The following is a 20,660-nucleotide window of genomic DNA, read 5'->3' on the forward strand; positions in this document are numbered from 1 at the left end:
CTCCTATTTGCTAAGAAAGCCGGTGAATTGGTAGCCGGCCAGAATGAATCCGGCCGTCATCAGGACGAAATTGCCGGTGGCGGCATGCCGTACAAAGCTGGTGGTGCTGCGCCAGTAGCGCATGGCGATCAGGATCATGCTCAAGGCCAGCAGCTGGCCGATCTCCACGCCGACATTGAAGGCGATCATGTTTGGCACCAGGCCATCGGCGGACAAGGCAAAGTCCTGTAGCTTGGTAGCCAGGCCAAGACCATGGAAGAAGCCGAAGATCAGCACGGCCGCCCGCTTGTTCGGCTGCACGCCAAAGACCGCCTGGAAACCGCCCAGGTTGTCGAATGCGCGGTACACGATGGACAGGCCGATAATGGCGTCAACAAAATAAGCATTGATATGCCAGCCGTTGATCACGCCCAGCAGCAAGGTCGTGCTGTGGCCGATGGCAAACAGCGTCACATACAGGCCGATATCCTTCATGCGGTACAGGAAGAAGATCACGCCGCACAAAAACAGCAAATGATCGTAGCCGGTGACCATGTGCTTGGCCCCCAGATAAATGTACGGCAGGATCTGCATGCCGCTGCTGGCCTGCAGAAAGCCCTTGTCGGACTCGGATACGCCATGGGCGGCCGCGATACCAGCGCATAGCCACAGCAAGGCGCCGGCCAACCAGCTCCACCAGGCGCCAAGGCCCGGCTTGTTCGTCATCAATTTCATGTATTGCTCCTGTTAAAAGTCATAGTGTCGGGAGACGCCTGTAAGGTGCTTTATTCATGGTCCATGTCCCACACCACATGCGCGTCGACCAGGATGCCGTAATACGCGCGTGCCGCCGCCACCCGCGCCGCCAGGGCGTTTTGCTGAGCGGTGGTCGCCTGGCGGCGGGCCGCCAACAAGGTAGGAAGATCGGCTTCGCCCAAGGTGTAGGCACGTTGCAGCAGGCGTGCGTTGTCACGCATGTCCGCCGCGCCCGCTTCGGCCACCTGCCAGCTTTCATGCGCGCCCTGTGCCGACGCCAGCGATACGGCAATGGCGCTATCGAGGGCGCGCCGCTTCAGTGCGACCTCATGCTGCGACACCTCCATGGCCTGGACTGCCCGCCCATCGCGTGCGGCCCGGTGGGCGCCCGGCAAGGGAATGCTGAACATGACACCCGTGATGCGCTCACGACCGCCCACCTCGGACGCCGTGTACAGGCCGACAGTGGGATCTGGCGTGCGCTCGGCCCGCATGCGCGCGCTCATGCCTTGCGCCTTGAGCAGTTGCGCCTCGGTAATCTTGAGTTCGTCACTCTGGGCCAGGATGCGTTCACGCCAGAACGTCGGCGACTCGGCAAGGGGAAGCGAGGAAGGCAAGGTGGACAACTCGCGCTGGAAGCCAGGAAAACGCGCATGCAGGCGTGCCCAAGCAACAGCTGCCGCCGTTTTGGCTTCGATACTGACTCGTTGCTGGTCGGCCAGGTCCCCGCGCGCCAGGCTGGCGTCGAGTGCGGCGGCGTCACCGGCCTTGACGCGCTTGTTCACCGCAGCAAGATTGTCGCTGGCCGCCTGCTGGTGTTCGGCCGCCAATACCAGCGCCTGTTCAGCGTGCGACCAGTCCAGCCACAGTCCCAGCAATTCACGCGCGGTCTCGTGCAAGGCCTCGCCATAGCGCGCCTCCCCCTCTTCCTGCAAGGCCTGGCCGATGCGGCGATCCGCATTGGCCTTGGCCGGCAAGCGCAAAGTGCGCTCCACGCCCGCATTCCACTCCCTGTAATGGGGGCCGGCTTCCACGGTACGCCGCTGGGCCGTGACCTTGGCGGTCCACTCGTACGGCGATTCCTGCGCCAGCGCGGCGTCCTGGCGCAGCATCTCGCGCCCGGCACGGGCGGCGGCCACCTCAGGATCCTGGTCCAGTAAAGGGCGCACCATCGCTGTCGGCAACAAGCCGGGCGCCGGCGGAATTGGCGCGGCCTGGACCGCACCCGCCGCCAGCGCAATGAGTAATCCATACTTCATAGCAGCTCCCCCGATTCGGTAATGGGTGTGAGCCAATAGCGCACACCACCGCCCTGCAAGACTTGGCGCAGCATAGTCAGCACCGTTTCCCGATGCGTTTCCGGCAGAAGTGCATCGATGCGCGTCATCTTGGCCAAGCCGAGCACTTGCTCGGTGGCGCTGAGCCGATCGTGCGCCAGGCCGTGCGCGGCGGCCGACGTGCTGGTAAATAGGGAAATTTCACTGCTCATCAGCAGCGTGTCGAGCACGCGCTCTTCCAGCGCTGGAGGACACAGCAAGGTTAAACACAGTTCAGTCATGGAATTTCTCCTGCTTCGCCACCGCGAAGCGCAAATAAAGAATGGGCAACAGCAGCAGGGTCAAGGCGGTCGCCGTGATCAAGCCGCCAATCACCACAATGGCCAGGGGGCGCTGAATTTCCGAGCCCGGCCCGCTGGCGAAGAGCAGCGGGATCAGGCCAAAGGCCGTAATCGAGGCAGTCATCATCACGGGGCGCAGGCGCCGGCGCGCCCCCTGCACCACCAGTTCGGCCAGGGCCATGCCTTCGGCACGCAGCTGATTGAAGTAACTGACCAGAACGATGCCATTGAGCACCGTAATACCCAGCAAGGCGATAAAGCCCACGGATGCCGGCACGGACAGATACTCACCCGTGGCCCACAAGGCAACGATGCCACCCACCAGGGCGAACGGGATGATCGACAGAATTAACAGCGCCTGGCGTACCGAGCGGAAGGTGGAAAACAGCACGATAAAGATCAGTCCCAAGGCCACCGGAACGACAACGCCCAGGCGCGCGGCCGCACGCTGCTGGTTCTCGAACTGGCCACCCCAGGTGATGCGGTAGCCGGTCGGCAAGGCCAAGGTCTTGGCGACGCTGGCCTTGGCCTCGTTGACAAAGCCCACTAGGTCGCGCCCGCTGACATTAGCAATCACCACGCTGTAGCGGCTGCCCATCTCGCGGTCGATCTTGACCGGTCCTTCGGCGCGTTCCAGCTTCGCCACAGTGCTGAGCGGCACGCTGCTGCCATCCTTGGCGGTAATGCGTACGGCGGCGAAATCCGTCGGCGACAGACGGATGGACTCGTCGGCGCGCAGCACGATCGGTGTGCGGCGGTTGCCTTCGACCGCATGCCCGGCCTGCTGGCCTTCGATCTGCACCCGCAGCGCATCCTGGATTTCCTCAACGCTCAAGCCCAGGCGGCCCGCCTGCAGGCGGTCGACCGCCACGCGCAGGTATTGCACGCCATCGTTTTGCACCGTGTACACATCCTGATTGCCTGGTATGGTTTTCAGCACGCTTTCCACCTGCGACGCGAACTGGTTCAGCTGCGCCAGATCGGGACCGAAGATTTTCACGGCGATGTCGCCGCGCACGCCAATAATCATCTCGCTCACGCGCATTTCGATCGGTTGCGTAAAACTGTATTTAATGCCCGGCAGCTGGTCGAGTACCTTGCGGATCTCGTCCATCAGGGCTTCCTTGCCCTTCATCCGCCATTCGCCGCGTGGCTTGAGCAAGAGATAGGTGTCGGTTTGATTCAAGCCCATCGGGTCGAGGCCGATCTCGTCAGAACCCGCACGCGCCACCACGCCCGTCACTTCCGGCAGCGCCTGCATCAAAGCCTGATGGATCTTGAGGTCCAGCGCAGCGCTTTGCTCCAGGCTGACGGAAGGCAGCTTTTCGATGCCGACAATCAGGTCGCCCTCATCCATGGTGGGCATGAACGTCTTGCCCACCTGTGTGTAGAGCAAGCCCGCGCCGAGCAGCATGACTGCGGCGCCGATGGCAACCACCCGTTGCCGGCGCATGCTCCAGGCCAGCACGGGTTCGTACCAGATCAGCAGCTTGCGCGGCAACCAAGGTTCCTGATGCGCTACGTCGCGTAGCAGATACGAGGCCAGCACGGGAATGACGGTCAACGACAGCAGCAGCGAGCCTGCCAGTGCAAAGACGATGGCCAGGGCGACCGGTGCAAAGAATTTGCCTTCCAGGTCCTGCAAGGTCAGTAGCGGCAAAAATACCGTGATGATGATGACGATGCCGGAAGTGACCGGGACAGCCACTTCGCGCACCGCCCGGTAAATCGTATGCAGGCGTGGCAACTTGCCCGCTGTCGGGTCGTGCGCCAGCCTTTGGACGATGTTTTCCACCACCACCACGGCCGCATCGACCAGCATGCCGATGGCAATGGCCAGGCCGCCCAGACTCATCAGATTGGCCGACATATTGAAACCACGCATGAGAATGAACGTGATCAGCGCCGCCAGCGGCAGTACCAGGGCTACCGTGAGCGCCGCGCGCATGTTTCCCAGGAACAGGACCAGGAGGACGACGACAATCACCGTTGCCTCCAGCAGCGCCGACGAGACGGCGCCCACGGCTTTCGAAACGAGCTCGGCCCGGTCATAGAAAACATTCAGGGTGACGCCCTTGGGCAAGGTAGGCTGGATCTCGCCGAGCTTCTTGCGCACGCCTTCAACCACTTGCTGCGCATTGGCGCCGGCAAGACCCAGCACCAGTCCCTGCACAGCCTCCCCTTTGCCGCTCTGGGTGACGACGCCATAGCGTGTCAGCGAGCCGATACGCACTTCGGCCAATGCTCCCACGCGTAGCGGCGCCCCGTTCTGTACCGTCACGACGACCGCGCGCAGATCATCGAGGCTGGTGATGCTGCCCTCGCTACGCACCAGCAATACTTCATCGCCTTCGCCCAAGCGTCCGGCACCGTCGTTGCGGTTGTTGGCACGGATGGCCTCGCTCAACTGCGCCAGGGTGACGCCGCCGGCCGCCATGGCCAGTGGATTAGGCACGACCTCGAAGGCGCGCACGACACCGCCAAGGGCATTCACATCGGCCACGCCGGGCACCGTGCGCAAGGCGGGCCGGATCACCCAGTCGAGCAAGCTGCGGCGTTCGGCCAGGGAAAGACCGCCGCCCTCGATGGTAAACATGAACATTTCCCCGAGCGGCGTGGTAACCGGCGCCATGCCGCCGCTGATGCCACTGGGCAAGCTATCCGTGATGCCCGCCAGCCGCTCACTGACTTGCTGGCGTGCCCAGAAGATATCGGTGCCGTCCTGAAAGTCGATGGTTACGTCGGCCAGGCCGTATTTCGTCACCGACCGCAGGACCTTGGTCTTCGGAATGCCCAGCATTTCAACTTCAACCGGCACCGCAATACGGCTTTCCACCTCTTCCGGCGTCATGCCGGGGGCTTTCATGATGATCTTGACCTGTGTACTGGACACATCAGGAAAGGCATCGATGGGCAGCTGCTTGAACGCATACCACCCGGCGCCGCCCAGCATCAGCGCTGCGAGCAGGACAAACAGGCGTTGCGAGAGGCAGGCCTGGATCAGGCGGGCGAGCATCAGCTGCCCCCCTTCTCGCCCAGCCAGGAGCCTTTCAGGGCCACGACACCGGAGACGGCGATTTTCTCACCGGCCTTGAGCATGCCGGACACCCGCACGCGCTGCCCTGCGCTACTGACGACGGCGACTGGACGCGCTTCAAAACCGTCCTTGGAGTGCACAAATACATAGGCTTGCTTGCCGTCGTGCGCCAGCGCGGCCAGTGGCACGTCCCAGGCGGCCGTATTGGCGCCCAGTGGCAATTGCACTGTGACCATTTCGCCGGGCCGCAAGCCGCTGGTGCCGGCATCGAGTTCCGCGCGGATCGCAACCGTCTGGCTGCCTGGCGCGACGACGGGGCTGATACTGACGATGCGTGCCTTGCTGTTGCGCCCCTCGACCTGCAGGGTACCGCCGACACGCCAGGCCGCAGATTGCGCTGCGGGCGCCTGGATTTCCAGTGCCAGGCGATCGAGTTGCGTCAGGTGCAGCAAGGCGGTGGCAGGATCGATGCGCTGGCCTGGTTTGACGTCGATCTGGGTCACGATGCCGGCCTGGGTAGCCGTCAGCGTCACTCCATCCTCCAGCTTGCCGCTGGCAATAATGCGCTCAATTGCCTGCGCCGGGAGACCGGCCAGGCGCAGCGCAGCTTTCGCCTGGCGCAATGTCGCTTCGCTGTCCTGTAACGCTGTCTGCGCTTCCTGAACGCGGCGCTGGGCGATGATGCCTTCATCGAACAAGGCGCGTTCGCGCTGCGCAGTCTGGCGGGCCAGGCCGGCCCGGCTCGCAGCTTGCAGCAATTGCAATTGCAAAGGCCCAAGTTCCTGGCTCACCAGGCGCAGCAATGGTGCACCGCGCTTGACTACCTGGTTCGGCTGCACGTACAACTGCACCGCCAGGCCCGTCACGGGCGAGCTGACAATCTGTTCACCACTGGCGGGCAACGTGACTTGTGCAGGCAGGTTCAGCACGACCAGCTCGGCATCGCGCTGCAATGCCCGCACTTGAATATCGAGGGCTTTCATCTGCTGTTCCGTGACAGCAAATTTGGCCGAGCGCTCCGCAGCGGACGACGGAAGGCACCATGCCAGCGCAAGCGCCAGGCACAGTGGCGAGAGTATTTCTCTTGTTTTCATGATTCTTTCCTGAATGAGACAGACAGGGCTACCGGGCAATCGACGCCATGGCCCGCGGGCCAGGCACGCCAACGCTCCCAGGCGCGCCAAAGTGGCGGCTGTGAAGGAAGGCAGCACAAGGTAAAGATGCAACGAGGACAGAGACGCACGGCGCATCAGGGCGCGCGTCTAATCCGGCAGATGCTGGATGGGGAGCGCAGGCTCCCGGTCTTGCAGACGGAGTTAGGCTGTCAGCGCACCGCTACAAGGCGGGCGGAACGGAGGGTCGTACGATGGGAGCGGCAAGCGCAGGGTGACGAATTGCGGAGGGACATTGGCGTCCGCAGCCAGCATGGAAAAACCACCAAAGGCGGTATCCGGGAAAAACTGCAGGTGGTCGACGGCGTGCAAGGCCTGGTGTCCGGACTTGCCGGGCACCTCATTGTTGCGATCATCATGATCGCCGTCGTCGCTGTGGCCCAGGTGGGCATGCTCATGTTCACCTGCATCCTGGTCGAGCTGGCCGATATGCTCCATCTCATGCGCCAGGCGAACGCTGCTCCCCGTCCATGCGCCGCTGTTCGTCATGAACATGACGAACAGAAAAAAAGCGAGGTAATGGGAGAGTGACTTGCGCATGCCCGGAATGTATCACGCCAGCCTAGACTTGGCGAGTGCTACTTGTGAGGGTAGGAAAAGCGCGCCAACAGATTCAAAATCACGATTGAGTAATTTACTCTACATATCTTGTAAAGATAACTACAGCATTGTATGCTGTATCCATGAAAACTATTCCACCAAATTGGCTGCTGCTCGTCGTGAGCCTGCCGACCGATAGCGCGACAGCCAGGATGCGTATCTGGCGTGCCCTGAAAAGCCTGGGGTGCGGCGCCTTGCGCGACGGTGCCTACCTGCTGCCCGACCGCGCCGACCAACAGCAACAGCTGAGCGACCTCGCGGCGGAAACCCTGCGTGAAGGCGGCAGCGCCTGGCTATTGACGGTCCAGGCCCAGTCCACGGCCGACAACGAAGCGTATTGCAGCCTGTTCGACCGCAGCGCCGAAATGGCCGAGTTTGTCGAGGGCCTGACGCGCGTGCGCCGCACGCTGGATGGACTGGCGCCGGCGGACATCAACCGTGCCCTACGCAAGCTGCGGCGCGAATTCGATGCCCTGTGCGCCACCGACTATTTCCCCTCACAGGCCAGCGCCGCTGCCCAGGCAGCCTGGATGGACTTTATCCATGTAGCCGAAGCCCTGCTGTCGCCCGGCGAACCGCAGGCCAGCAATGCGCCTATCGTGCAACTCGATGCCGCAGCCTTCCAGGGACGCCTTTGGGCAACTCGCCGCCACCTGTGGGTGGACCGGGTAGCCAGTGCATGGCTGATCCAGCGTTTTATCGATCAGCAAGCCCGCTTTGCCTGGGTGGACACGCCAGCCGACTGCCCTCCCGAGGCACTGGGATTTGATTTCGACCAGGCCCGCTTTACCCACGTGGGCGACAGTGTGACATTTGAAGTGCTGGTGGCCAGTTTTGGAATGGGCCACGATACAGGCCTGCTGCGTCTCGGCGCCATGGTGCATGCGCTCGACGTGGGCGGCACCTTTGTGCCGGAAGCGAGCGGTTTCGAAGCCATGCTCAGCGGTGCCCGCCAACGCGCCAGGGACGACGATCAGTTGCTGCAAGAGATCAGCCTGGTACTCGACGCCCTGTACCAGCATTTTTCCAGTGAATTGAAGGTTGTGCCATCGCTGGCATAAGGATTCCCCATGAAGACAATAGACGCCCAGCCAGCCCGTGCCAGCTACACGCTATGGCAGATGATCGCGTACATGCTGCGACTGGGCAGCCTGGGATTCGGTGGCCCGATTGCGCTGGTCGGCTATATGCACCGCGACCTGGTCGAACAGCGCGGATGGATCACGGAGGCCGACTACAAGGAAGGCCTGGCGCTGGCGCAGCTCGCGCCGGGTCCGCTCGCCGCGCAGCTGGGCATCTACATGGGTTACGTCCATTACCGCTTGCTCGGCGCCACCTTGGCTGGCCTGGCGTTCGTGCTGCCGTCGTTTTTCATGGTCGTCGCGCTGGGCTGGGCGTACATGCGCTTTGGCGGCCTATCCTGGATGCAGGCCGTGTTTTATGGTGTGGGTGCGGCGGTGATCGGTATCATTGCCATCAGCGCCAGGAAGCTGACGATTAAGAGCATTGGCAAGGATAAATTGCTGTGGGCCATCTACCTGCTGCTCGCCGGCGTGACCATCGTCACTGAATCCGAGGTGGCTTGGCTATTTATCGCGGCCGGCGTACTAGTGTGGCTGGTGCGCGCCCCGCCAAAGGGCCTCGTGAAAGGCGGTGGATTGCAGGCGATCGGCATGGCGCAGCTGCCAACGGCGCCTGGCATTTGGGGCGTGGTGGACGTGTCGCAGTTGACGCAAATCGGCATCTTCTTTGCCGAAGCGGGCGCCTTTGTGTTCGGTTCAGGCCTGGCCATCGTGCCGTTCTTGTATGGTGGCGTCGTCACCGAGCACCATTGGCTGACCGACAGGCAATTTGTGGACGCCGTCGCCGTTGCCATGATCACGCCGGGACCCGTCGTCATCACCGTCGGCTTTATAGGCTACCTGATCGCCGGTTTCCCGGGCGCCGCCGTGGCGGCCCTGGCCACCTTCATTCCCTGCTACCTATTTACCGTGATTCCGGCACCGTACTTTAAAAAATACGGCAAGCTGCCGGGCGTGCTGGCCTTCGTCGACGGCATCACTGCCGCAGCCATCGGCGCCATCACCGGCTCGGTGATCGTCATCGCCAGGCGCTCGATCATGGACATCCCGACGGCCTTGATCGCCGTGGCCGCCGTGGTACTGTTGTGGAAGTTTAAAAAGTTGCCGGAGCCCGTCGTCGTGGCCACCGCTGCAGTGGCAGGTTTGCTGATTTATCCACTGCTGCATCACTAACCGAATGAAACGGAAGGCTAGGCGTAGCCGCCTATCTTGCCATCGCGTTCGAGAACGTACCACGGTGACTGCGCGCCGACAGAGGCACGGTGTAACCCAGGGCCAAGGAGATGGCCGGGTTGACGGAACTGGCCACCAGGCCCTTCAAGGCGGAAATTTGCGAGGCATCGCTGGCCGGCGCCTTGCACGTCAGGTTGCTGTCAATGCCCCAGCACAGGCAGGCGCCGACAATGTCGATCGCGCCCCATGGCACGCCAAGCTAAGCAGGGAATATCCGTTGAAATGACTGGCAATCTTCGACGAGCGAAACATTGTCAGGCGCTCCTAGACCTAGCCCATCTACTACTTTCCCATCGGGCGTAACGTAGAGGGGAAAATCATTATTTTCGTCGCCATCTTTCCTAAAAAAAACTTCTCTTATCGGTACAAAGCTCCATTTGACGTGTGCCCCATCGTGGACAGGAATAAGTAGGAAGATATCCAGCAGCTTTCGCTTTTCGTCTATGTTCACATGCTTGCAAAACGACAGCGCATCGTTATGTCTCCAGAACATTGAGGTCTGTGGCAACCAGCCATCTTCATGCCTAATTGCGTAACTCATGACAACGTAAATCACCCCTACGTGAAGTGTGACCGCTCTCCATGTTGACACGCCAGGTCCGGTCGCAAAAGGGAATCTAGGGAGCTCATGCTCCTGCTGTGTAGTTAGCATTTCAGTTTTTCACCAACAAATGAACACTATAGATTGTAGTCCTAAAGTGCGCGGCGTGAGTACATCGTGTATTTTGCACTGGACCAATGTATGGGTTTACTTGAACGCTTCGGCGCGGGCCTACAGAAGGCACGGAAGAGCCGCGGACTTACCCAGGAGGACTTTTCGATTGTATCCAGTCGAACTTACCTTAGTAGCTTGGAGCGAGGACTGAAGGCGCCAACTATTTCGAAGATTGATGAAATCTCATCGGTGCTGGAAGTGCACCCTCTATCGCTACTCGCACTCGCGTATTTGCCAGAAACAGACGAGCAGCGCAAAGAACTATGGGAGCGAGTCCATGCAGAAATACAGTCGTTTGACCGCATTTTTCCCGACAAGCGTGGCGCTGACGAAACTTAATTGGCGCCACTACGGCGAAAAATACCTTGTTTCACACAGATCAAGAACGCTTCATGTCGACAACAAAAGTAGCATCCGCTGCTTCAGGCTGAAAGACGTTCCTTACCGCCGCGACGACCGCCGCGGCTAACGAGGTAGCAGCGAGCTGAGGAAACTTTTTAATTAGGTCGTTTGACACTGTCCAGCCATTGTCACGCACTGACCGGATGATTTGATCTATATCAGAGTTCGGTCCCTCCAGCGACCCTTTGACGGCATGCCGTGCACGTTCAATGTCACGCTGATAACTAGCTTCGTTGCTCATTTCTACTTCGATGGTGGACCTGATGATATTTCCGAGAAACTCGGTCTGGTGTGTCAGGTCCGGGTAACGCCAGGTCGGCAGAGCATCGTCGTAAGCATCAAAATGGAAATTGGAGCGAGCGCCATCTGGACAAGTGTATTCGTTACCGAAATGAAAGTCCTCTTGGTACATGCTTACCAAGGGCCGCGACAAGGTTTCCAGTGCGCGACTATACCCTAAGCGCTGCTGCGCCTTGTTAGTGATAGTTGCTGAGATCGGCAGGATGAAGGGGGCCGGTATAGCACCGTCTCTGCGCAGCACGTCATTGACCAAAAATCGAGAGATGCGGCCGTTTCCATCGCTCATCGGGTGAATATAAACGAAGCCGAACGATGCGATCGATGCGCGCAATAACGATGATGTACCTGTAGTCTTGGCCAAGCACCGCTGGAGACCTACGAGCAATTCCGTCGTTCGCTCCCATGGCGGTGCGATGTACTCGACGATATTCTCAACGCCGTGCGTATATCCGATGACGGCTGGTGATTGGCGTACGCCATAGCGCGTAGCAATGCCGAGGATTTCACCTTGAATCTCGCTAAGTGCTTGTAGCGCGAGAGAATCACCATTTTGACCGCATCGGTGCTCCATGAGTGCAGCGAAGCGCTTCACTCGATCGACCTGTTTTTCCTCCTTCTCAATTGCAAAAGAGGCACGACTCTCTTTGATAGAAAGCCATACGGCACTACGCACCAAGATATCGGCACCAAACTGGATCTCGAGGGATTCAAGCGCTGCGGCGCAATTGAAGTGCTCTAGAGCACGAACAGCGTCAGTTCGCCGGATCGTTGGGCAGAAGTCACGGGTTCCAGGAAGATTGTCTCTAACACGCCAGCGCTGGGTGTTGGAAGCGCGGGATGCTACGACAAATTCGATGGGATTTAGGGCGTCGACGTAATTTCCGGATGGGGTATCTTGCACGTCGAGACGGCGGCCTGTGAGCCATTCAAACAGAAAGCCTGCGCGCCGGGCGTACGCGCCAGTAGGTTCGCTACGAATCCAGTCCTCCAGTACCGTCTTGTCGATTACCGAGAAGAGTCTCGCCAGAAACTCTAGATTGACGAGCTCATGCTTCAGCGCAAAAGATAGATGACTGGCTGTTGTTGGATCCGGCCGAACAGTCCTGCTATATGTTTCTTTCCTGATTGAACTGATCACCGTTCGACGCAACTTGCCTACTTGACTTTCTACCGCGAGAGGCTGTACCTCCCGGATATTCAGCTGTTTAGCCAGCCACTTAAAACCTATGTAATCTGTCATTTTTCAGTTAAACCGCTCACTTTTTATATAAAAAATAGTGTCACGCAAAAAATATGATTATTAAATTGCATCCTTACAAACACTTCGATGCCTAAAATGCAAATTATCTGAACATCTCAACCTATCTCAAGACTTTTCGAACGATCTCATCAGGCTGTTCAAGATGGTGTAGACGTTGAAACACTGCCACCTTATGGCCGGACATTGGCGCATGTTCAGCGTCCTCATGCCAGTCGGTCATCCAAACTTCTGACGATGCCACATTATTCGCCCAAAGAAGGTCAGCCAAGCGAACGGCATCAGTGTCCGATAGGCGAAGACCATCCTCGCGTACAGCAATCAGCAAACCATCAGCAAAATAAATTTTGGTTCTCATAAAAATCCGTTGGGAAAATACTCAATGATAGTTAGCTATTGTTTTGCCATCAGACAGATAGATGTATTTTAGACAATAATATGCACTCATAAATTTGCTTACCGTGCCGTGTGCACATCGTGAATTGCACAGATAAGTGAGCATTTCCCGTAGCGCTTGTGCTTCGATCTCTCTTTCGCCATCTTACCCTAATGAAGCGCTAGGTTCTTCAACTGCGACTCCATTTTCTCAACCTGGTAGCATTGACTTTTAGACTTAGGATCTACTGTACACACAATAGTTTAACAATCTACAGCTTGAACTGCTCGATTTTTGACTGCGCGTATTTCATTTGTTTGCGCAATTCTTCAAGAATCTCTTTCTAGGCATATACGAAAATATGCAAGGTACTGCTCTATACGCCGACATAATAATTTTATTAAAAATACCAATTGTAGTGACAAGCCGTTACTTCGTATAGCTTCCTTAATGTTTCTTTTTTTTGCGCCACCATTTTAACAAGAGCAAACCATCTTCAGTCTTAGCTAAATGAATCGCACCTCCTTGAGGCGGACAGTTTTCTGGATCTTCGCCGCACTCAATATCGTCCAGCCAATCGAATAGTGAATCGGAAAAGGATTCCACTTCAAATTGTGTAATATTTTCTAGCACCAAATTAATAAAAGGAGTTCCGATCCACTCCATGTAGGGTAAAAAATTAGGGGAAAAGTAAAAATATTCATCAGGAGATGAATTCAATTTCATATTAAATTTCACTAGACCTATTTCATTTAATTCTTTGGCATATTTTATGTATTCAAGACGTTCTTTATAAGATTTTCGATCGGATAAAAAATCAAGTCGCAACCCCACAGCAAGCTCAAATTCCTGACGAGCAACATCATATGGACAGGTTATTTGCCAATGTGGCCAGTGATTCGGAGATACACCAATCCAATGCGTTCCGAAAGAAACCACCTCCCGCCCCCATTTGCAATGGCATTTTGGATGACGCTTATCTAAGGCCTGACGCACAAGGTTGATATTTTCAGTAAAAGGAAAATGTTGCGAAGAATATGCGGCCGCACATTTATAAAACATCCACAGTAGATCGATATTTAGATCGGAAATCCTTTCGAATTCTTCCTTAGCTTGAATCGGAAAATGCATTACCTCCACTTTCCAGCCCTCCTGCACATCAGTAAACAGCGGAGTCAAGGCTTCTGGAATATGTTCAAGGGCACGAACCATTCCCAACAACTGAGCATTGTCATGCGGCCGAGGGGGTCTAGTGTTAGTGCAATACCAAAATTCTCCCTGATCAAATTGCTTTGCCACTTTAATGACACGAGGCATCCATTCTGCGAGCGCTCGGAAGCACTCGTAAGATTCCGGAAAAAAAGGCTCCGGACTTGAAGCTGGCCAATATGGGCAGGCCGTCTGCATCAGCTCCAGCAACGCTTGGCCGCGACGCACCTGAATTTTTGTATAGTCCTTTCCGGCGCAAGTACTGTGCAATGGCGTCTGATGGAAAGGGCATCGTGCCATCCAAGGTTGCTCATGTAAGTAACTGTGGTAGCCGATTTTCGAACATTCTGCACAGTAGCGTAAGGAATAGCGCGGCAATTGATCAACGGAGCTCAGATAAATATTATACGGCAATGAAATCTCCATATTGAGTACACTTTTGGTGACTTGAATATCCTCTCCCAGTATTTCGTTAATCCACCTGATATCCACATCATCGAGGGAAAAACCCGCTTCAAGATGGCCACGAAAGAAACTATTACATTGTTTCAAATCGATTCCATTTAGTACGGAAAAACGAGTCGCTAGTGAAATGAATGACTCATAAGGTCGCAAATTTCCTTTCCACCAGTTTACGGCTGGAAAAGATTTCATATCAACCAGCAGTCGCAATGATTCGCATGTGGTCCGAGTAGTTGACCTTGGCAAGCTCATTTAGCCAGCTTTCATATGATGTAGTTACGTTCCAATCTTCGCCGTGTGATAGGCGGCTTAATATCTCTTCCACTGTCCTCGCTATATGCTGCATCGGAAATTCCGTATAATTTTTTACGGATGCAGGACGTAGCTCAATCAGTGCTCGCCATAAGTATTCAGCACAGTCAACAAGGCGCTTTCCCTGAGCAAATGAGGTCGGGGCGAAACAATTCAGGAATGATATCCCACTACCTGCTGGCCATTCGGAATCCACGTCATAGTTATTGAGGACATATCGAATCTCCTCTAGTGTACGAATGCCATGGAAGCGAGCGTGTGCGGCCATAAATCTGGCAGCAATATGTGCATTTCCGGTGCTAGCTAAGTATTCGTGACGATAACCTAATTGATGCGATCCTATTGAGAATACACTCAGAAGAATCCCACTGTAATCCAAACGATTTTGCAGACCGACTAGCCACTTCCATTCATGCAGCGTCATTTCCTGGGCCTCATCGATTACTAGTACTACATAGTTTCTTCCAGCATTTTTGGCTATCGAAATGAATCGCTGCAGGCACAGATACGCTCCTTCAGTTTTTTTTGCTGGCTTACGTGGATCAACGAATTGAAAATTAGAAGCTACCAATAATTGATGCCAGAATGCTGCTTCGGTTGGCAATGAGTCTGACCTATCCCAGATAATAAGCGGAACAATGGCACCGAAACGCTCAGCCAATACGTCTGCGAGATACCAAATGATTGCACGTGTCTTCCCCAGGCGCGATGCTCCATAAATGTATCCTCCCGGACGCTGCTGATCTATCCAATCACCTATCTGAACGGTCATCTCGTGTATGGGTTGGGTGTAGACCGCGTATTGCTTGGTAAAAATGCAATGATCTGGATCAATGTGAGATGCGCGCATAGTTATTTCCGTATCGAGGTCATACGGCGGAGCAGTATGGTAGTTTGCGCACTGAGATTATTGCTTGATGAGGCCCGTGGAGTCCGAGGAGCATTAGAAGATTTAACATCATCTTGAGACGGAGAGGGCCTTACACGGTCCTGCGCGGCCTTCAGCAAACTTTCGCCAACAAACTGATCTGCGGCTTGTGTCAATATTCTGCGTGACTCAAGATATGCTGGGTGAATTGGCAGCTTATTACTTGGCTGGTGTTCGACAAAATTTATGAATGTGTCAATTGCGTCGCCTCCCGCTGGAATCAAGAATTGTCCCCGCGCCTCCGCTTGGCAGACCGCTTTACGAACTGACAGGCTATGCGGTGAAATATGCCATGGCGGTGATGCGCGGAGAATTCCTAATGGCATCCCGTCTAGCGTCGAAGCTAATGCTACGCGGCCATCGTCCTCTTTATGGTTAATAACCCAAATATCGGTGCCTACAAGATCCTGACGATTTTGCAACATCTCATTTGTGTAGTGCGCATAGTAAAACTCGACAAATGCTGCTCGTCCAACTTTGGCTCCACCACGAACCCGGCACTTTTTCCTAATACTAAACAGTGATGCGACCACATCAGGTTCAACGTGACGCATCGGTTGTTGGGAGTGTTCAAACAGGAACTTCGCGTAGTTCAGCGGAGTTTTTCTGCCAATACCTTTGTGCGGATGCGCATTGTAGTTAGCGATTAGTACGTTCAGGAGTTCTTCAGCGTACTCGTACGAAAAACAAGACGTGATAGCCACCGTATCAGGATCACGCCCCTTTCGATCAGCAGCTTTAGCACCAGTAGTATTGGATAAACGTTGGAACCCATTGCCAGCTAGGTTCCGGAAAAAAGTTTCAATATAAGGTCGGTCGTCCAAACCCCGCTTAACAGAAAAGGAGTTTTCCGGTTCCAGTAACACCGACCCAACTGCGTCTTTCAGTGCGCCCCTTACGCGAGTGCAAACTTCTGCCAATGCCCCATCAACGCTGGTTTCATCCCAGCAAAGACCTACAAAGTCTTCCCCCATCGTTGACAACAGCCCTGCTCCTTGCACATAAGGTTCCTTGGAAAACGACACCGGGCGAAGATGCCACTTAGTAAGAGCACCCTTGATCGCTCGCATCACATCATCGGAAGATACTTCTTTCCTCAGGCTGAAGTAGTAGCCAATAACGGCGCGGGATACTACCTCTACCAGCACAATGACCCAAAGTCGATATACGATACGCTCCCTGCTCTCCCCAGAAATATCTGGTATCGATACGCAAAACCGGCCATCAAGCTTATGTGCATCCATTTCAATCCGTTGCATGAACCGCATAACTGGACGGTTAGAGCCATCTCCAGTCTTAAGCTTGCGCACAAGATTTTCTCCGCCGGCATTATTTGCCAAGGCTTTTACATCAGATGCAAGAATTTTGTTGATATATCGTCGGACCGAATAATAAGCAGTACTACTGGTATTGAAAGGCCATTCACCTCGTTGTTCGTAGCCAAGACTTCGCAACTCATCAAGAAACCAAGTGCAGTGCCTAGTCACGGAACGTTTTATTTCGACTAATTTCCCTCTACCTGGCACCGCTTTGATCCGCTTCTCAAACCTTAGCCTTAGGTCAGGGTGAGCATCCAGCATTGTATCCATCGCACCGGCACCACCAGCCCCGAATTGATCGAGTTGGATTTTTTTTCGTCGCTTGTATGATCGTATTCGGAGGTATGGAATTAGCGCACGCCACCCATATGGTTGACCATCGACATGAATGGCTAGACAGCGTTCCCGAATCAGTCTATATGCTTGTTTCGCTCCAAGTGAGGTAACTCGCTTTATTTGAGCGGCATCCGCCCCCTGCAAATAAAGCGTGACTGCGGACTTCCGTGCGAAATAAAGGGCACAATCTTCGCTGTTCAGCGCCCCCTCATCAGGAGTAGGCCACTGGCTCGCGTCTATACATTCGCCGTTAATTACGCGAAATGAGAATTGAGCCTTGACCTCCCCACCCTCTGGCATCCCAGCTCCCGAGATCATGTCTAGTCAGTTATCAAAATAGCATATGCAACAACTGAGGACAAGAAGTTTGATAGGTGTTCGGATTAGATACAATTTTATGCAAAATGCATGCAAAAGATACAGTTTTATGCAAATTTTTTTTGCATAAAACTGTACTTATAGACGATCTCGCTAGAGGGCAGTAGCAGGAACATTATTATGCAAAATGTCGACATTCGGCCCTACCTGCACATGACAAGAAAAGTAGCTAGGCGCTTGAAACTTTTACCATCGTCACTAAGCGCCGCCTCGCTCTCATGAATGCCTAAAAAAACAAAAATACGAAGAATGTCTCAGTCATTGGGAAGAAATTGAATGGCCAAGAACATTTACAACAACCTACTTATGCGGCAGCCAACTTACGACGATTAGTAAAGTCAGTGCGCCACTGCTTAAGTAATTCAATATCTGCTTTCAACTCAACTGCTTCTGGAATGAAAGCCGGAATTTCTTGAGATTGACTATGCTCATAAAATGAATATTTGGTCATCAACCTATCAATAAGTTGGCAATCGTCTGACTCAATAGAGTGTATTGTCCCAAGCCGATTATCTGTAGTTATGCTTCTACGATGACGTTTAACCACTTCGTTAAAAAGATCGTCTTCGACAGTGCGTTCCAATAACTTCCGGAAATCGCTGCATATCCCCTGTGCTAAGCCGCGATACATTTCAGCGCCACTCTCTTCACCCACCTTTTTTGCCGCATCAATTCGAGTTATTAGTATATTATTTGCCTTCTCAGTCTTACCGTTCCATACTGCTTGCTCAACTGGATGACCAGCAGCACCAGAAAATGCCTCAATGCATAGCTGAGTGAAATTTCTCTTTTTCCAATCTTCACCTATTTTCTTCGCTGCATCATCCAATAATCCATACAAGGAAAGTCGATGTGTAAACACCAAAACTTGTCGACTTTTTGCTAGTTCAGCCAGACGCACAGCAACGCTCCATTCAAAATCATGATCCAAGGAGGAAATAGGATCATCAAAAATAAATGGCGCAATTTGCGGCTTATCTGCCACATCTGCCAAAAATGCCGCAAGTGAAATAATTCGTCTTTCACCTTCACTCAATATGGCCTCTGGCATTGTTTTATCGTTTTTTACGCCCTTTAATCTTAGCTGATGATATACCTTGGCTCGACTAGTACGACTTTTTATAAGCTCAATTTGAATTTTCCGTGCTCCTAGTGCTTGCAATTCTTTATTGAAGCGTGCCACATATGCTTGAGTAATGAACTTCTCTGATACATCACTTGCTTTAATGGAAATTTTCCTTGAATTAGTCAGCGTCTTCCAAGAATCGTAGATTTTAATTTTCTTCAGTCGTTCAACTTCGACAAGCACAGCCGCAGCTTGTTGTGATATCCATTTTTGTGCTTCCAACTCTAACTTGGCATTTTCAGCTTTAACTCGATCAAATCCCATTGCATCTATATCATAGCGTTGAGCATCCAACTCTAACTGCAAAATATATTCACGAAGTATACGTAAACTCTCAGTCTGCTCATCAACGGGAAAAGCCATTTCAGTTGACTCATCGGTCAATAAACTACTTCGAACCTGCATAACCATAGTCCAAAACTTGTAAAAATGCTGCTTCCACTCTTCAGTATTAACGCCAGCGGCCTCACATTGAGTATCAATCTGCTGTTTATTCAAAGCAACAGGAAGATCTTTTAATATATCACCATAAAGCGCCTCTGCAGCCTTAGCCTCGGATTCTAACTTGCTTTGTACAAAGTTCTCGAAATCCTTGAGCCGTTGTTGGGCATCGGCGTTTAACTCTTGATGACACAGAACACAAAACGCATCATTAGTTACTGGAAAAACCTGTTGCGGATATGCCGTTGCAGAATATGATTTAGCTGCGCTCCAAAGGGCGCGCCAGGTGGCTGACCCTACACCATCTAATCTGGCGGACACTACTTGTGCCGCTTCAGTTGCAATTTTCCGTTTAGCCCATGCGTCGTTCCGAAGCATCCTCACAAGTTCAACATGAGCCAAACCATAATTTTTCGCAGTGTGATTCAGGGTGGTGATTAGCTGCTCCACTTGCAATTTTGTTGCCCTCTTTTGCCTCGCAAGTGCTGCTGGATCGACTACCTTTAAGCGCTCAACAAGCTCATCGAGATTTTTACCATCCAACTCTGTCCAATTAAGCAGCTTTTTGAGCGCTAATTCTTTTATACCATGGAGCGCTACATACTGTTTTCCACGCTCAGTTGCAAGAAAAGCAGCAGGAACTACAGGAAGAACACTAACCAATCGGTCCTGCTCTGCTTGTAACGCATCTCTTATCCTATCGCTTGTGGAGGCCAACGACTCAAACATGGCAACCATAGGTGGCGTGTATGCAGCGGCATTTTCTTTGCTTAAATAATGCCCGGCTTCATCGCTGTCAAAAATATCAGTGGCGCGAATATTCTCAATTACATCACCATTGGCAATCCATTCGGTTACAGTATTTTCTTCGCCATATTTATAAGAAATTGTGCATTTTTTATCGATAGGTGCAGGCTGAAACACATTATGCTTAAGGTCAATTGCCCTAGGTTTTCCAGATGCTCTTTTAATAATTCGAGAGTAACTAGATTTCCCCGATCCATTGTGACCATAAATTATAGTTAAATTTCCTGGCCCAAAAACTAATGGGTGTCGCGGGCTGAGATTTTCGATGCCGACAACGCTACCTATAGAATTCAAACGAAGCTCATGCCCGACATCCCTTCCTACAATCAGTCCTTCGAATATCCGATTTTTAGTAACGATCTGCCCAGCAGGAGTCTTGAGAATGGCCGTAATTTCCGACATGTCGTCATCACTGAGTACACCTTTTCTCATTAGCCTGTCAGCTGCTACTTGAAGCCATTCCTGCTGCGTCAAAAGCCATTCATGAACGTCCTCTTGAATTGTCGACATTAAATTTCCTTTTAATATATTCCACGGATTGGCATAAAAACTTATTTCATCTTTATTTTCTAAATACGACACCTATGCTATCAGCAAAAAAATCCAAGATCATAAGATAGATAATCCAATTATCACAAATCGTAAAATTATAAAGAAATATATGGAAATGGTGGTTTTGTTGCAACAATTTATTGCATTATTGAGATTTATATACATCTATACAATTGTTAAAAAGTTACTTATTGAAGTCACCTCGCTTAGCCCGTGTGAAGTATAACTTGCAATTAAGTTGATTTTGCGAGTTGTTTTGCAC

General features: G+C 53.4%; 16 protein-coding genes. 3 read left to right on the top strand and 13 right to left on the bottom strand.

All coding sequences use genetic code 11. The features are described from left to right. Positions 1-3: 3 nt before the first annotated feature. From D9M09_RS12785 to D9M09_RS28965, 6 genes are all read right to left on the bottom strand, one after another. On the bottom strand, positions 4-714 hold the full coding sequence (locus D9M09_RS12785; RefSeq protein ID WP_205602358.1) for a HupE/UreJ family protein: 711 nt from the start codon (positions 712-714) through the stop codon (positions 4-6). 50 nt (positions 715-764) lie between these two features. Next, complete coding sequence (locus tag D9M09_RS12790; protein WP_121669463.1) at positions 765-1,994, bottom strand: TolC family protein; 1,230 nt, start codon at positions 1,992-1,994, stop codon at positions 765-767. After that, positions 1,991-2,293 carry a DUF3240 family protein gene (locus D9M09_RS12795; RefSeq protein ID WP_121669464.1) on the bottom strand — a complete coding sequence of 101 codons (303 nt, stop codon included), beginning with the start codon at positions 2,291-2,293 and terminating at the stop codon, positions 1,991-1,993. Before D9M09_RS12795 ends, D9M09_RS12790 begins: the two co-directional genes overlap by 4 nt. After that, on the bottom strand, positions 2,286-5,369 hold the full coding sequence (locus D9M09_RS12800; protein ID WP_121669465.1) for an efflux RND transporter permease subunit: 3,084 nt from the start codon (positions 5,367-5,369) through the stop codon (positions 2,286-2,288). The genes D9M09_RS12795 and D9M09_RS12800 overlap by 8 nt, the downstream gene beginning before the upstream one ends. Beyond that, positions 5,369-6,484 carry an efflux RND transporter periplasmic adaptor subunit gene (locus D9M09_RS12805; protein ID WP_121669466.1) on the bottom strand — a complete coding sequence of 372 codons (1,116 nt, stop codon included), beginning with the start codon at positions 6,482-6,484 and terminating at the stop codon, positions 5,369-5,371. The genes D9M09_RS12800 and D9M09_RS12805 overlap by 1 nt, the downstream gene beginning before the upstream one ends. Positions 6,485-6,706: 222 nt before the next feature. After that, positions 6,707-7,102, bottom strand: coding sequence for a hypothetical protein (locus D9M09_RS28965; RefSeq protein ID WP_162995661.1), 396 nt, complete (start codon positions 7,100-7,102; stop codon positions 6,707-6,709). 143 nt (positions 7,103-7,245) lie between these two features. Here D9M09_RS28965 and D9M09_RS12815 point away from each other — a divergent pair, with 143 nt between their 5' ends. Together D9M09_RS12815 and D9M09_RS12820 are read left to right on the top strand one after the other, a co-directional pair. Then, positions 7,246-8,223 carry a chromate resistance protein ChrB domain-containing protein gene (locus tag D9M09_RS12815; RefSeq protein WP_121669468.1) on the top strand — a complete coding sequence of 326 codons (978 nt, stop codon included), beginning with the start codon at positions 7,246-7,248 and terminating at the stop codon, positions 8,221-8,223. A 9-nt stretch (positions 8,224-8,232) separates the two neighbouring features. Next, entirely contained in the window at positions 8,233-9,417 is a 1,185-nt protein-coding gene (locus tag D9M09_RS12820; protein WP_205602359.1) for a chromate transporter, read from the top strand. A gap of 31 nt (positions 9,418-9,448) precedes the next feature. On the opposite strand, the gene D9M09_RS29640 is transcribed toward D9M09_RS12820, so the two are convergent. Further along, on the bottom strand, positions 9,449-9,670 hold the full coding sequence (locus tag D9M09_RS29640; protein WP_121669469.1) for a hypothetical protein: 222 nt from the start codon (positions 9,668-9,670) through the stop codon (positions 9,449-9,451). Positions 9,671-10,219: 549 nt separating this feature from the next. Here D9M09_RS29640 and D9M09_RS12830 point away from each other — a divergent pair. Beyond that, entirely contained in the window at positions 10,220-10,531 is a 312-nt protein-coding gene (locus tag D9M09_RS12830; RefSeq protein WP_121669470.1) for a helix-turn-helix domain-containing protein, read from the top strand. A gap of 40 nt (positions 10,532-10,571) precedes the next feature. On the opposite strand, the gene D9M09_RS12835 is transcribed toward D9M09_RS12830, so the two are convergent. The 6 genes from D9M09_RS12835 to D9M09_RS12845 form a co-directional block, all read right to left on the bottom strand. Further along, positions 10,572-12,134: a Fic family protein gene (locus D9M09_RS12835; RefSeq protein WP_121669471.1), complete on the bottom strand. Its 1,563-nt coding sequence runs from the start codon at positions 12,132-12,134 to the stop codon at positions 10,572-10,574. A gap of 121 nt (positions 12,135-12,255) precedes the next feature. Beyond that, a complete protein-coding gene (locus D9M09_RS28970) occupies positions 12,256-12,510 on the bottom strand; it encodes a hypothetical protein (protein ID WP_162995662.1) in 255 nt (84 codons plus the stop codon). Between the two features lie 465 nt (positions 12,511-12,975). Next, the gene (locus D9M09_RS28975) at positions 12,976-14,391 is read right to left on the bottom strand and encodes a hypothetical protein (RefSeq protein WP_162995663.1); all 1,416 of its coding nucleotides are present in this window, start codon (positions 14,389-14,391) and stop codon (positions 12,976-12,978) included. 1 nt (position 14,392) lies between these two features. Next, positions 14,393-15,361: an ATP-binding protein gene (locus D9M09_RS12840; RefSeq protein WP_121669472.1), complete on the bottom strand. Its 969-nt coding sequence runs from the start codon at positions 15,359-15,361 to the stop codon at positions 14,393-14,395. Positions 15,362-15,363: 2 nt separating this feature from the next. Further along, entirely contained in the window at positions 15,364-17,412 is a 2,049-nt protein-coding gene (locus D9M09_RS28980; protein ID WP_162995664.1) for a hypothetical protein, read from the bottom strand. 364 nt (positions 17,413-17,776) lie between these two features. Continuing rightward, a complete protein-coding gene (locus D9M09_RS12845) occupies positions 17,777-20,356 on the bottom strand; it encodes an AAA family ATPase (RefSeq protein ID WP_121669473.1) in 2,580 nt (859 codons plus the stop codon). Positions 20,357-20,660 lie beyond the last annotated feature (304 nt).

The organism is Janthinobacterium agaricidamnosum (assembly GCF_003667705.1).
Lineage (GTDB): Bacteria > Pseudomonadota > Gammaproteobacteria > Burkholderiales > Burkholderiaceae_D > Janthinobacterium.

Coding starts and splice junctions, on each gene's coding strand:
- D9M09_RS12785 (WP_205602358.1), bottom strand. CDS start 714: ATGAAATTGATGACGAACAAGCCGGGCCTTGGCGCCTGGTGGAGCTGG.
- D9M09_RS12790 (WP_121669463.1), bottom strand. CDS start 1,994: ATGAAGTATGGATTACTCATTGCGCTGGCGGCGGGTGCGGTCCAGGCC.
- D9M09_RS12795 (WP_121669464.1), bottom strand. CDS start 2,293: ATGACTGAACTGTGTTTAACCTTGCTGTGTCCTCCAGCGCTGGAAGAG.
- D9M09_RS12800 (WP_121669465.1), bottom strand. CDS start 5,369: ATGCTCGCCCGCCTGATCCAGGCCTGCCTCTCGCAACGCCTGTTTGTC.
- D9M09_RS12805 (WP_121669466.1), bottom strand. CDS start 6,484: ATGAAAACAAGAGAAATACTCTCGCCACTGTGCCTGGCGCTTGCGCTG.
- D9M09_RS28965 (WP_162995661.1), bottom strand. CDS start 7,102: ATGCGCAAGTCACTCTCCCATTACCTCGCTTTTTTTCTGTTCGTCATG.
- D9M09_RS12815 (WP_121669468.1), top strand. CDS start 7,246: ATGAAAACTATTCCACCAAATTGGCTGCTGCTCGTCGTGAGCCTGCCG.
- D9M09_RS12820 (WP_205602359.1), top strand. CDS start 8,233: ATGAAGACAATAGACGCCCAGCCAGCCCGTGCCAGCTACACGCTATGG.
- D9M09_RS12830 (WP_121669470.1), top strand. CDS start 10,220: ATGGGTTTACTTGAACGCTTCGGCGCGGGCCTACAGAAGGCACGGAAG.
- D9M09_RS12835 (WP_121669471.1), bottom strand. CDS start 12,134: ATGACAGATTACATAGGTTTTAAGTGGCTGGCTAAACAGCTGAATATC.
- D9M09_RS28970 (WP_162995662.1), bottom strand. CDS start 12,510: ATGAGAACCAAAATTTATTTTGCTGATGGTTTGCTGATTGCTGTACGC.
- D9M09_RS28975 (WP_162995663.1), bottom strand. CDS start 14,391: ATGAAATCTTTTCCAGCCGTAAACTGGTGGAAAGGAAATTTGCGACCT.
- D9M09_RS12840 (WP_121669472.1), bottom strand. CDS start 15,361: ATGCGCGCATCTCACATTGATCCAGATCATTGCATTTTTACCAAGCAA.
- D9M09_RS28980 (WP_162995664.1), bottom strand. CDS start 17,412: ATGATCTCGGGAGCTGGGATGCCAGAGGGTGGGGAGGTCAAGGCTCAA.
- D9M09_RS12845 (WP_121669473.1), bottom strand. CDS start 20,356: ATGTCGACAATTCAAGAGGACGTTCATGAATGGCTTTTGACGCAGCAG.